Genomic DNA, 12,914 nt, shown 5'->3' with positions numbered 1-12,914 from the left:
GGTCGACGTCCTGCCGTCAGCCAAACCAGCCTAGTGTTCTGTCGGCTCAGCAGGAGCCGCCGCCTGCACCGCGAACACTACCGGCACCTCGCCCGCGCGTTCAAAGACCAGGACACCGGTGGCGGTGTCGCCCTCGGCTGCGGCTGCAAGACCATGCACCATGAGATGCAGACCACCCGGCGCGAAAACCAGAGGCGTTTCTGCCGCCACGCGCTGCGGACCGACCGGGCGCATGCGCATCATGCCCTGATCGTCCATCGTATGCCCATGCAGTTCGACCCGTTCAGCGCCATCAATCCGCGCCTCGACAAGCCGGTCCGCTTGCCCGTCGCTCAAGCCGGCCACAAAATAGGCCGCCGTCACGTCGCGCCCCTGGGGGTGGGGCCGCATCCAGGCCAGCCGCACATCGATGACCGGCATGACACCGTCATCAGCCAGAGGTGCGCCGTCATCGGTCGTCGATAATGCGTGATCCATACCGTCATGGTCGGCCGCAGACATTTCCACCACATGCGTGTCGGTCTCGCCGCAAGCCACCAGGGCAAGTGCCAGAAGGCATGGAAAAATCGTTGTTTTCATCATGGTGTCCTCATCAATGCCGGCGGCGAATACACGCTTGAAAACGACCCGGGGCGACACGAGCCATACCACCTCAAATCGATGCTTTATTCGATTTCCAGCCGGACCGGGAGTGCGGCAAATGGGCTAGCCCCAGAAACCGATCGCCGCTTTCGCTTCGGCAATCACCGGTTCCGCCACTGCCCGCGCCCGTTCCGCGCCCTTTTTCAGGATCCGGTCAATCTCGGCCGGCTCGGCGATCAGCCGACGGTATTCGTCGGAGATCGGGGCGAGATACTCGACTGCGACTTCGGCCAGGGCCGGTTTGAAGGCGCCGAAACCCTGGCCGCCATATTCGGCGAGGACAGAGGCTTTGGAGCCGCCGGTCAGGGCCGCGAAAATACCGACCAGGTTCGAGGCTTCCGGACGACCGTCCAGACCGTCGATCGAGTCCGGCAGCGGTTCGGGATCGGTCTTGGCCTTCTTGATCTTGCGGGCAATGGTGTCGGCATCATCCTCGAGATTGATCCGGGAATTGTCCGACGGGTCCGATTTCGACATCTTGGCGGTGCCGTCACGCAAACTCATGATGCGGGCGCCCGGACCCTGGATGAGCGGTTCTGTGATCGGGAAGACGGCTTCACCATCGCCGAAATCGCGATTGAAGCGAGCGGCGACATCACGGCACAATTCGAGATGCTGCTTCTGGTCATCGCCAACCGGCACATGGGTCGCCTTGTAGACCAGGATATCGGCGGCCATCAGGACCGGGTAGGTCAGCAGGCCGACCGAGACACGTTCCCGGTCCTTGCCGCCCTTGTCCTTGAACTGGGTCATCCGCTCGGCCCAACCAAGACGGGCGACACAATTGAGGATCCAGGCCAGTTCGGCATGGGCCGGAACCGCAGACTGAGCAAAAATCACGTTCTTTTCCGGGTCCAGACCAGCGGCAAGGTAAGCGGCCGTCACGCGGCGCACGGCATCCGGCAAGGCCTTGGCGTCATGCGGCATGGTGACGGCGTGCATGTCGACCACGCAATAGATGCGCTCGGACTCATCCTCATCCTGCATCGCCACCCAGTTCTTCAGAGCACCGAGATAATTGCCGAGGTGCAGGCGACCGGTCGGCTGCATGCCGGAGAAGATGCGTTTCGGGCCTTGGTAGGCGGTGGGCGTGTCACTCATGGGAGGGCCTTGCGGAAAGGGCGAACAGGAACACGCGTCTTAACGAGCGCAGGACCTGGCCTCAAGAGCGCTTGAGCGCGCCGCGCACCTCGGAGGGCCGCAAGGCGCCCGTTACCAACGCGGCAATGCCGTAAACACCCAGGCCACCACAACAGACAACGAGAAGTGTCAGAAGGGTCGAGTCAAACAGGTAGATCCGCAATGCATCCGCATAATGCTCGGCGACGAGAAGAAAGGCGGCCATGGCTGCACAGGCCAGCACAATGCGCGGCAGCTTGCCCAACAATCGGATATCCGGCTCGAAGAGACCACGCCGGCTCAACGTGATTGCGAGCAGGCTCATATTGACCCAGCCGGCGACCGCGGTCGCAATGGCAAGACCGGCAAACCCGAGCGGGCCAAAAAACAGGCCGAGACCCAGGGCGAGGTTCACCGCCACTCCAATGGCCGCAAACTTCATCGGCGTCATCGTGTCTTCACGCGCAAAAAATCCTGGCGACAGGACCTTGATCAAGACGAATGCCGGCAAGCCGATCGCAAACGGAACCAACGCCTGACTGACCATCACCGCATCCTGTGAGGTAAAGGCGTTGCGCTCGTAAAGGCCCGTGGCAATGAAGACCGGTATTGTCGCCAGTGCAGTCGCCGCAGGCAGGGTCAGGGCCATCGAAATTTCCAGCGCCCGGTTCATTGCATTCGAAGCGGCCTGCGTCTCTCCGGCACGAACACGTGCGCTCAGGGCCGGCAGGAGCACCACCCCCATGGCGATACCAACCACCCCGAGCGGCAACTGATAGAGTCGGTCAGCGAAATACAGCCACGACTTTGCGCCTTCCTCGATCGTCGCGATCGACGACGTCACCAGAATATTGATCTGCGTCACGCCCGCCGCGATGGCTCCGGGTATGCCGAGTGTGATCAGGCGGCGGACACCCGGCGTCATGCGCGGCATCGAAACCGACAGGCGCAGACCGGTCGCGCGGCAGGCGGCGAACAACCAGACCAATTGCGCCACACCGGACAGGCTGATGCCGATTGAAAGGTGCAAGGCGAGCTGCTCGCCATTCGCCGGCGAGAACAGCAATATTCCGATCAGGATCAGGTTGAGCAGGACCGGCGCCGCTGCGGCAACCGCAAAGCGACCGTGGGAGTTCAGCACCCCGCTCAGCATCGCGCTGAGCGACATCATCATCAGGTAGGGCATGGTGATCTGGGTCAGCAGCACAGCCAGCCGGAACGGTCCTGGCTCGCCAACAAAGCCCGGCCCCAGCGCATACATCAGCCACGGCATCAGGAATTGCGCAGCGATGACCAGCACCAGCATGGACGTCAGCAAGACCGACATGACTTGCCGGGCAAAGCGGATCGCCTCGTCCTGTTCACCCGATTCCAGCTTGCCGGCATACAACGGTATGAAGGCCGAATTGAAAGCGCCTTCCGCGAATATCCGCCGGAACAGGTTCGGAAACTGGAAGGCTGTCAGGAATACGTCGGTGATCACCCCGGCGCCAAGCGATGCGGCGAGCAGCATTTCGCGAACAAGGCCGAGGACACGGCTCGCCATGGTCAGGACGCCGACAATGGCCGTGGAACGTAAAAGCCGCATGCCTACCTCAACACACTGGCCCGGGCCCGGGCGATGCCGCGTTGCGCAGCTTTCTTGTCAAAGGCTGTTTCGTTCTCGGAAAACACCGCCAACAGCCCATTGCGGACACTTTCACTGATCGCTTCATCGACCAGTTTTTCGTCCTTGTGAGTGACGTAGAACACGTCCGTCGCGCGTTCGCCATAGCCGTCGATCTGGGCCGAAGTCAGTGCGAGGCCTTCATCGGCCAGAACATCCGCCAGATCGGCCAGCAATCCGGGACGGTCGCGCCCCGAGGCCTCGATCACGGTCGCCTGCTCGGCGATTTCATTGGAGATGGTGACGCTGGGCGTAACCCGAAATGCCGCATCACGCCGCTTCAGCGGTGCCGCCGGGCGACGGCGGACCGTGACTTCGCCGGTCGCGACCTCCCGCAGATACCCGACCAAAGCCTGACGCTGGACAGCGTCATGCTTGCCATAAGGCTGGCCCGCAGCATCCTGGATATAGAAGATGTCGAAGACCTGGCGCGATGTAGTGGTGTTGATGGTCGCCCCGACCACATCAGCGCCCACTTCGGCAAAGGCAGCGACGATGTCGGCAAACACCCGTTCCCTATCAGGCGACCAGATCATGACTTCCGTCGCGGCCCGCCGACGATCAACCCGCACTGCTGCCGAGGTCTGGCGGCCGGCATCACGGGCATGGCGTACAAAGGCAGCATGGCGGAAGCGGTCTTCCTCAGAGAAAGCCGTCCAGTAGGCGTCATTCAGCTCGGCAGTCCACCAGCTGGCAAACTCGGCGTTGACGCGCTCCAGTCTCGGCCGGATCCGGCTCCTCGCCAACTCGGCCTTTTCGGCCAGGGTCTCGCGCGCCAGCTGCAGATTGTCACCATCACAGGAAAGGACCTGCTCGGTTGCCGAATAGAGCTCTCGGATCAATTGGCCCTTCCAGCCATTCCAGACACCCGGCCCAACCGCACGTATGTCGACAACTGTCAGGACTGTCAGAAGCCGCAACCGCTCCACGGTACCAACCGCAGCAGCAAAGTCAGCCACGGTCCTGGGGTCGGACAGGTCACGGCGCTGCGCGGTGTCACTCATCAACAGATGAGACGCGATCAGCCAGGAAACCAGCTCGGTCTCGGAATCTCCCAGCCCCATACGCTCACAGGCAGTCATGGCCCGAGCGGCCCCCTCAATGCACTGATCACCGGCGCCCTTGCCAGTGTCATGCAGCAAGACCGCCAGATGGAGGGCGCGACGGTTCTGGATCAGCGGCGCCAATCGGGTCGACAGCGGGTGATCCAACGGATGCAGGCCGTCCTCGATCTCTCGCAACACACCAAGCGCTTGCAAGGTGTGCTCATCGACGGTGTAGCGGTGATACATGTTGAACTGGGTGCGGGCGACAATGTCCCCGAATTCCGGGAGATAGCGACCCAGCACGCCCGCCTCTGTCATCATTCGCAACACCGCCATCGGTGCGGCACTGTCCAAAAGGACCGCAAAGAAGGCCCGTGCCGCTCGCGGCGCCCGGCGGAAATCATCGTCGATAAGGTGCAGGGTGCGGCCAATTCTCGCCACCGCCTCGGGGTGCAAGTCCAGGCGCCGCGACGCGGCAACATGGAAAAAGCGCATCAGGCGGATCGGGTCTTCGCGGATCTGGGTCGCGTGGGCAAAATCCAGTCGGCCCTCACGCACGATGAACTCACCAACATCAGCGTCCTCCGCCGCCTCCATTCCCGGCGGCAGAAAACGCGCCAAGCCGCGGGGTTTCGACTTCCAGGCATCGGCCTCAAGCTTGGCGCATACCAGACGTGTGAGGGCGCCGACATCCATCGCCGTACGGAAATACCGACGCATGAAACGCTCGACACCGCTGTCGGTTTCACCATCCTCGAAGCCCATCCGCGCCGCGATCTCCGGCTGGACGTCGAATGTCAGACGTTCGTCCTTGCCGCCGGCAAGCTCGTGCAAGTGAAAGCGAACCGTCCACAGGAAATCATCAGCGAGAATGTATTTGGAGACGTCTTCGACTGACAGCAAACGACTGCCAACCCATCGCTCGAAAGCATCAGCCCCGTAGAGAAATTGCGCCAGCCAGCGCATCAGCTGCAGATCGCGCAAACCACCCTTGCTCGATTTCAGGTTGGGCTCGACTGTGTAGCGCGACCGGCCCGCCTTCTCGATCCGGGCGTCACGCTCCTTGAGCTTGGCTTCCACAAAGGCCGGCAGATCACCGGCGACGACCTCGTCGCGGAACCTTTGCGCCAGGGTCGCTGTTGCGGCTTCATCGCCAGCCAGGTGACGCAAGGACAGGAGCGCAGTGCGTTCCGACGCGTCGAGCTGTGTCAGCGCGATGGTTTCATCCATGGTCCGACAGGCACCACCGCCGACATCGATTTTCAGATCCCAGAGCGCGTACAAGAATTGCTGGAGGAAGGCATCGGTCGCTTCGCCGGGCTCGTCGGGCTTGATCAGCATCAGATCAATATCGGACGAGGGTGCCAGCTCGCCAGCTCCGAAGCCCCCTTGAGCGCACAATGCCACGCCGGTTGACCCGGCCAGGTCAGCTGCCGCCATGGAATCGAACAGGGCGTGCAGGCAGACGCTCATGCCTTCTGACAGCAGGTGGGCCGCAATCGCGCCCCCGCCGGCGCCGGTCAGGCTGTCAAAGGCCTGCGTTCTAAACCGGTCTATGGACGTGCGAACATGCGCCAGCGCAGCTGCACGGGCAGCCGGTGACTCCCACCCCTGTTGCGCCAGGGCGGCAGCCAGTCGGGCCCGCAATTGCAGACCATCCAGCGAAGCGGGCAGTGCGGGCATCTTCATCGTGGATCCAATCTAGAGCACCGCAACCGGCGGCGTCACGTCTTCTTCGTCATCGCCTTGAGCGCATACAGGACTTCCAGCGCCTCGCGCGGACTCAGCGCATCCGGATCGATTTCACCAAGACGGGTCTCGACCTCTGAAATGACGGGCTCCGGTTCCGGTTCGGACAGGGCAAACAACGGCAAGTCGGTGAGGGCCGCAGCCGGGGCTCCATCTGCCTCAAGCCGTGCCAGGATCGCTTGGGCTCGCTTGACTGACACCCGCGGCAACCCGGCCCGGCGCGCGACCTCGATCCCGTAAGACCGGTCCGCCGCTCCGCTTCCGACTTCGTGAAGAAAAACCAGCTCACCTTTCCATTCCCGGGCCTTGAGCGAGACATTGCCAGCCGCGTCGAGATCGTCGGCGAGCCGTGTCAGCTCATGGTAATGGGTTGCGAAGAGGGCCCTGCAGCCATTCACCGCATGCAGATGCTCGGCAGCCGCCCAGGCGATCGACAGGCCATCAAAGGTCGCGGTGCCGCGTCCGATTTCGTCAAGAATGACAAAGCTGCGCGCTGTTGCCTGATTGAGAATGGCAGCCGTCTCGATCATCTCCGCCATGAAGGTCGAGCGACCGCGGGCCAGATCATCAGCAGCGCCCACGCGCGAGTAAAGGCGGTCGGCAACACCGATACGTGCCGCCCGCGCCGGTACATAGCAACCAGCCTGCGCCAACATCAGGATCAGGGCGTTCTGGCGCAGAAATGTCGATTTACCGGCCATGTTGGGGCCGGTCACGAATGTCAGCCGTTTGGCTTCTTCGCCGGCTCCATCCAGATGACAGTCATTCGGCGTGAAACGCCCGTCCCCCGCCTTCGCGAGCGCCCGCTCAACGACCGGATGTCGACCACCTTCAATGTGGAAGACACTGTCCTGAGACATCACCGGCCGCGCGGCCTCGCTGTCTTCCGCCCATTCTGCAAGGCTCGCCGCGACGTCGAACTCGGCCAGAGCCCGGGCCGCGCCACGGATCAGGTCGGCCTGAGCCTCAACCCGGTCCCGCAATCCGGCAAAGGCATCGATCTCCATCGCCAGGGCGCGATCACCGGCCGATGCGATCTTGGCCTCCAGCTCAGCCAGCTCGGTGGTCGAAAAGCGGATCGCATTGGCCATGGTCTGACGATGGATAAAACGGTCGTCCCCCATCAGGGCATCGCCATGTTTGGCGGTGACCTCGACGAAGTAACCCAGCACATTATTGTGCTTGATCTTCAAGGCGCTGACACCCACCGCCTCGGCATAAGTCTGCTGCAGACCCGCGACCACGCGCCGGGACGCATCACGCAATTGCCGCAACTCGTCCAGTTCAACCTGCCAGCCTTCGGCGATGAAACCGCCATCGCGCGCGAGAAGCGGTGGCTCGTCGACAATGGCGCGTTCCAACTCGGCGATCAGCTCTGCCAGTTCCGGCTTGTCGCCAAGAACCAGGGCCTCAAGGCCTTCCGAGATCAGGGTCGGCGGGGTGTCCAACGTCCGGTCGAGCAGACGGGAAGCGATGATCTCACCCTCCTGCAAGGCCGCCGCGAGTGATTTGAGATCGCGCGGTCCGCCCCGACCCAGCAATAACCGCGACAGGGCGCGCTCGGCATCTCCAGCCTGGCGCAGACGATCGCGCAGATCCCGACGTTCGGGCCGGGCGCGCTCGAACCAGGCAATCGCGTCCAGACGGGCCTCGATTTCAGCGACATTCGTCAATGGTCTGGCCAGACGTTCAGCCAGCTTGCGCGCGCCCGGTGCCGTTACCGTCCGGTCGATGGCATCCAGCAGGGACCCCTGACGTGACCCTGACAGAGTGCGTTCGATCTCGAGGCTGGCGCGAGTTGCCGGATCGATGGCCAGACAGGCTCCGGCGGCGACCTGGCGCGGTGGCGCCAGCTTCGCCGGTGCCCCGGCCTGTGACAGTGACAGATAATCCAGCAAGGCGCCCAGCGCGGCGCATTCGGCCTTGGTGAAGTTTCCGAAAGCGGTCAGTTCCTGGACCCTGAACTGGTCCTTCAACTGGCGCTCGGCCGAGCTCGGGTCAAATTTGGCTTTTGGCAGGGGGGTCAGGGTCGATCGCGGCGCCAACATAGCGGCCTCGGCAAATCCCCGCTCCTCGACCAGCAATTCGGCCGGGCTCATGGCGGCGATCTCGGCAGCCAGGTTCTCGGTGGCAACCGGAGAAACCCGGAAGTCTCCGGTCGAGACATCGGCCCAGGCCAGCGCTGCCTCACCGGTCACCAATTGGGCCAGTGCCGCAATCCGGTTGGAGACGCGCGGGTCCAGCAGGCTGTCCTCGGTCAGCGTGCCCGGCGTGACAACACGGGTAATGGCCCGTCGGACAACGGCTTTCGAACCGCCGCGGGCCTTGGCCGTCTTCGGGTCTTCCATCTGCTCGCCGACGGCAACCTTGAAACCGGCCTTGATCAGGCGCGCGAGATAGGCCTCCGCTGTCGCCGCCGGGACGCCGCACATCGAGATCGGCTCGCCCTGGTGCTCCCCGCGTTTGGTCAGGGCGATATCAAGGGCCGCCGAAGCGCGCACGGCATCATCGAAGAACAACTCGTAGAAGTCGCCCATCCGGTAGAACAGCAAGGCATCGGCCGGCGCCTGGGCGCGCAGCTCGAGGAATTGCTGCATCATCGGGGTTGCACCCTCACTCGAGGGAAAGGTGCGATCGCGCGGCACGGGGAGGGTCGACATGGCATTCATCGGCGCAGACGGTGGCGAGGTTTCACCTTGCGTGCAAGGGTGCGAAGCGGCTAGAGCGCTGTATCCCCCGGGACTTCAGATCTTACAAGGACATCGGTGATGAACGACAGAACCAGTCGAGTCGAGGACGAGGATGCCCTCGCCTTCCACAAGGAACCTGTTCCCGGCAAACTCGCCATGTCGCCGACCAAACCCATGGCCACCCAGCGCGACCTCTCGCTTGCCTACAGCCCCGGCGTTGCCGTGCCGGTCAAGGCCATCGCGGAGGACCCGGACAAGGTCTACGACTATACGTCCAAGGGAAATATGGTCGCGGTGATCTCCAACGGCACCGCCATCCTGGGCCTTGGCAATCTGGGCGCCATGGCATCCAAGCCGGTGATGGAAGGCAAGGCCGTCCTGTTCAAACGCTTCGCCGATATCGACGCCATCGACATCGAGGTCGAGGAGGAGGATGCCGAGCAATTCATCGAGTGCGTCAAACGCATTGGCAACACGTTCGGTGGCATCAATCTGGAAGACATCAAGGCACCGGAAAGCTTCATCGTCGAGCAGCGCCTGCGCGAACTGCTCGATGTCCCGGTTTTCCATGATGACCAGCATGGTACGGCCATCATTTCCGCCGCCGGCATCATCAATGCCTGCGAGCTGACCGATCGCCGCATCGAGGACCTGACCGTCGTGGTCAATGGCGCCGGCGCGGCGGGTATTGCCGTGCTCGAACTGCTCAAGGCCATGGGCGTTCACCCGGACAATGCCATCCTGTGTGACAGCAAGGGCGTGATCCACAGCGAACGCGACAATCTGAACCAGTGGAAGGCCGCCCATGCCGTCCAGACCGATAAACGCAGCCTCGCCGAGGCTGTCGACGGAGCCGATTGCTTCCTCGGCCTGTCAGTCGCCGGCGCCCTGACCCAGGACATGGTCAAGACCATGGCCAAGGATCCGATCATCTTTGCGATGGCCAATCCGGACCCGGAGATCACGCCGGAAGATGCCCGCGCTGTGCGCGAGGATGCCATCGTCGCCACCGGTCGGTCGGACTATCCCAACCAGGTCAACAATGTCCTCGGCTTTCCCTATATCTTCCGCGGCGCGCTGGACGTTCGGGCGCGGACGATCAATGAGGAGATGAAGATCGCCGCGGCACAAGCCCTGGCGGCCCTCGCCAAGGAAGACGTGCCCGATGAGGTCGCCGCAGCCTATCACGGCGCTCGACCGAGTTTTGGCCGGAACTACATCATCCCGTCACCCTTTGATCCGCGCCTGATCTCCTATGTCCCGCCCTATGTGGCGCAGGCCGCGATGGACACGGGCGTCGCCCGCAAGCCGATCCCGGACATGGCGGCCTATCGCGCCTCGCTGGCCCGCCGCCTCGACCCGACAGCCGCCCTGCTGCAGCGGATCCAGGGCGCGGTCATGGGTCATGGTCGCCGCATCGTTTTTGCCGAAGGCGAGGAACCCGCCGTCATCCGCGCGGCCTACGCCTTCCAGAACCAGGAGCTTGGCAAGGCGGTACTGGTCGGGCGCGAGGAAATCACCCGCGCCAACATGCGTCTGGTCGGCGTGCCGGAGGACGCGATCGAAATCGTCAATGCCCGCCTGTCCGACCGCAATGCCGACTATTCCGACTTTCTGTACGGCCGCCTGCAGCGCAAGGGCTATCTCAAGCGCGACGTGCAACGCCTGGTCAATAATGACCGCAACGTCTTCTCCGCCTGCATGGTCAAGCTGGGCGATGCCGACGGAATGGTCACTGGTACGACACGCTCCTATGGCGCAGCCCTGGATGATGTTTCACAAGTCCTCGACCCGGCCGAGGGCCAACGTGTCATGGGTATGTCGATAGCCCTGGCCAAGAACCGCACCCTGTTCATCGCCGACACCAATATCGCGGAATTCCCGGACGAAGAAGCGCTGGCGGACATCGCCATCGAAACAGCAGCCGCGGCCAAGGGGTTTGGCTTCACGCCGCGTGTCGCCTTCCTGTCCTATTCGACCTTCGGCAATCCATCCGGCGATCGCTCGGACAAGCTGCGCCGGGCCGTCGAGATCCTTGACGAGCGGGGCGTCGACTTTGAATACGAGGGCGAGATGAATGTCGATGTCGCGCTCGATCCGTCCCACCGCTTCCTCTACCCCTTCTCCCGACTGAAGGGCCCGGCAAACGTTCTGGTCATGCCCGCCATCCACTCGGCCTCGATCGCCACCAAGCTTTTGCGCATGGCGGGCGGCGCCACGGTGATCGGCCCGATGCTGGTCGGCGTCGAGAAACCGGTCCAGATCGCGCGGCTCGGTGCCTCGGTCTCAGAGATCACCACGCTGGCCGCCTTGGCGGCCTATGATCCGGACAAGCATGATGTGGAGAGCGGACTGTCGGAGTAGGGGTCAGGGCTATTCTGTCTGTCGTTCCGCGAATTTGTGTTCGCCTCTTGCGGCTGCCGGTCCGAACCGGATGACGACGGCAAGAAGGATGGCCGCCGGAATGGTCCAGGCCGCCGTGATTACAAAGAAGGCAACCCAGCCGACGGCGTCCGCCAGTACGCCCGAAAAACCCGACAGAAACTTCGCGAACAGGGCGTAGAATGAGCTAACCCACGCGTACTGGGTCGCCGCACTTGCGGGATCAACCAAGCTCGACAGATATGCGATGAAGACCGTTGTGACAAAGCCGCCGGCCAGATTGTCCCCAACGATCGCGATCAGCAGTTTCCAACTCTCGTCGGGCTGCGCGGTCGCGGCCAGCCAAGCATAGGCGCCGTTTGTCACAAGTGTGATGACCAGCCCTATAACCAAGGCCCGCATCATGCCGATCCGCAGTGCCGTCACACCGCCCACAAACAGTCCAAACATCGTCGCCGCAAGGCCGGGTCCTGCCTGTATGCCGCCAACGACAGCGCGATCGAATTCAAGGTCTGAATACAAGGGCGACGCCATCACCCCCATGGTGAAGTCACTGATTCGATAGAGCGAGATCAGCGCGACAACAGGGATGATCCACCAACCGAGGCGGGCGAAGAAGTCCTTGAAGGGCTGCCACACGGCATTGACGACCTTCACCCCGAAACTGCCCTCAAGGGCCCGGCGTCCAACACCGGCCTTTGGTTCCTTCATGAAAAACACCAGGCCGGCCGAGATTGCCATCGCGGCAGCCATGACAAGAAAAGAAACATGCCAGTTGGACCATTCGGATATCGCCAAACCCAGGCCGGACGTCATGTAGGCGATTCGGTAGCCAAAGGAGTACGCGGCCGCCATCGTCGCTTGCATGTCGTTGGATGCCGACTCGATCCGCCATGCATCAATCGCCACATCCAGGGTCGCGCCGGAGTATGCCAGCAGCAATGCCGCAATAGCGATCGGAAGCAGGGTCGCGAGAGTTCGAAATACGGAGAGGGCCTCAAAGTGCTCGTCTTCTCTCACAAGCGACAACAAGCGTCGGTACTCTTCTTCCGGTAACTCCACCACCTGAGCGCCAAATTCGTCCAGAACCGCCTCGACCGGGTGGATCACATTGCCAATGACATCACCGGCACTTCGATCCGGGTCGGCTTCGGCGGTCGCCAGTGAGTCCAAAAGTACCTGATATTCGCCCACTTCGATCTGGGCCAGTCGCATGCCCGTGTCGTCACGGCGATAGGATGCCCCTGTAGGGTCCGTCGTCGCGACAAACCCGAGCGCGATGACCGTCCCAGCGATTGCGGTGACCATCCATGCCCGTCGAGTGCCGAGTCGCTTGGACAGAAGGGGTATTTTGACCCGGTCGACGACCGGGGCCCACAACCATTTGAGAGTGTAGGCCAGTGTGACAAAGTAAAAGAAACCGATGGTCGAACGATCTATCCCGGCATCGCGGAGCCAGTAGGATAACTTCTGGAAAACCATGTAGAGTGGGAGCCCGGACGCAAAACCCAGGATCAACATCGAGATCATGACCGGCGTCGCATAGACGACAAGGGATTGCATGAAAGTGCGCTGCCCCGCGACGCCGGCAGTTTCTCGGAAGTTGGACATTAGCTTACC

General features: G+C 62.6%; 7 protein-coding genes and 1 pseudogene. 1 reads left to right on the top strand and 7 read right to left on the bottom strand.

Annotation, left to right across the window (positions count from 1 at the left end):
* Nucleotides 1-30 precede the first annotated feature (30 nt).
* The 5 genes from MMAR10_RS16540 to mutS form a co-directional block, all read right to left on the bottom strand.
* A complete protein-coding gene (locus MMAR10_RS16540) occupies nt 31-579 on the bottom strand; it encodes a copper chaperone PCu(A)C (protein WP_011644950.1) in 549 nt (182 codons plus the stop codon).
* A gap of 126 nt (nt 580-705) precedes the next feature.
* Nucleotides 706-1,743 carry a tryptophan--tRNA ligase gene (gene trpS / locus MMAR10_RS15565; RefSeq protein ID WP_011644949.1) on the bottom strand — a complete coding sequence of 346 codons (1,038 nt, stop codon included), beginning with the start codon at nt 1,741-1,743 and terminating at the stop codon, nt 706-708.
* 61 nt (nt 1,744-1,804) lie between these two features.
* On the bottom strand, nt 1,805-3,349 hold the full coding sequence (gene murJ / locus MMAR10_RS15560) for a murein biosynthesis integral membrane protein MurJ (RefSeq protein ID WP_011644948.1): 1,545 nt from the start codon (nt 3,347-3,349) through the stop codon (nt 1,805-1,807).
* 2 nt (nt 3,350-3,351) lie between these two features.
* Nucleotides 3,352-6,162 carry a [protein-PII] uridylyltransferase gene (locus tag MMAR10_RS15555; RefSeq protein ID WP_011644947.1) on the bottom strand — a complete coding sequence of 937 codons (2,811 nt, stop codon included), beginning with the start codon at nt 6,160-6,162 and terminating at the stop codon, nt 3,352-3,354.
* Between the two features lie 35 nt (nt 6,163-6,197).
* Nucleotides 6,198-8,891: a DNA mismatch repair protein MutS gene (gene mutS / locus MMAR10_RS15550; protein WP_011644946.1), complete on the bottom strand. Its 2,694-nt coding sequence runs from the start codon at nt 8,889-8,891 to the stop codon at nt 6,198-6,200.
* Between the two features lie 99 nt (nt 8,892-8,990).
* On the opposite strand from mutS, the gene MMAR10_RS15545 reads away from it, so the two are divergent.
* Complete coding sequence (locus MMAR10_RS15545; RefSeq protein WP_011644945.1) at nt 8,991-11,276, top strand: NADP-dependent malic enzyme; 2,286 nt, start codon at nt 8,991-8,993, stop codon at nt 11,274-11,276.
* A gap of 9 nt (nt 11,277-11,285) precedes the next feature.
* Here the strand turns inward: MMAR10_RS15545 and MMAR10_RS16535 are convergent, their stop codons facing one another.
* Together MMAR10_RS16535 and MMAR10_RS17240 are read right to left on the bottom strand one after the other, a co-directional pair.
* Nucleotides 11,286-12,509 (bottom strand): MFS transporter, encoded by a 1,224-nt coding sequence (locus MMAR10_RS16535; RefSeq protein WP_190273978.1) that lies wholly within the window; start codon nt 12,507-12,509, stop codon nt 11,286-11,288.
* A gap of 78 nt (nt 12,510-12,587) precedes the next feature.
* A pseudogene (locus MMAR10_RS17240) lies at nt 12,588-12,815 on the bottom strand (MFS transporter); the annotation flags it as partial.
* Between the last annotated feature and the right edge of the window lie 99 nt (nt 12,816-12,914).

The organism is Maricaulis maris MCS10 (assembly GCF_000014745.1).
Classification (GTDB): domain Bacteria; phylum Pseudomonadota; class Alphaproteobacteria; order Caulobacterales; family Maricaulaceae; genus Maricaulis; species Maricaulis maris_A.
This window is presented reverse-complemented; position numbering and strand designations above follow the sequence as displayed.

Excerpts from the sequence above, each read along its gene's own strand:
- MMAR10_RS16540 (WP_011644950.1), bottom strand. The coding sequence starts at position 579 with ATGAAAACAACGATTTTTCCATGCCTTCTGGCACTTGCCCTGGTGGCT.
- trpS (WP_011644949.1), bottom strand. The coding sequence starts at position 1,743 with ATGAGTGACACGCCCACCGCCTACCAAGGCCCGAAACGCATCTTCTCC.
- murJ (WP_011644948.1), bottom strand. The coding sequence starts at position 3,349 with ATGCGGCTTTTACGTTCCACGGCCATTGTCGGCGTCCTGACCATGGCG.
- MMAR10_RS15555 (WP_011644947.1), bottom strand. The coding sequence starts at position 6,162 with ATGAAGATGCCCGCACTGCCCGCTTCGCTGGATGGTCTGCAATTGCGG.
- mutS (WP_011644946.1), bottom strand. The coding sequence starts at position 8,891 with ATGAATGCCATGTCGACCCTCCCCGTGCCGCGCGATCGCACCTTTCCC.
- MMAR10_RS15545 (WP_011644945.1), top strand. The coding sequence starts at position 8,991 with ATGAACGACAGAACCAGTCGAGTCGAGGACGAGGATGCCCTCGCCTTC.
- MMAR10_RS16535 (WP_190273978.1), bottom strand. The coding sequence starts at position 12,509 with ATGCGACTGGCCCAGATCGAAGTGGGCGAATATCAGGTACTTTTGGAC.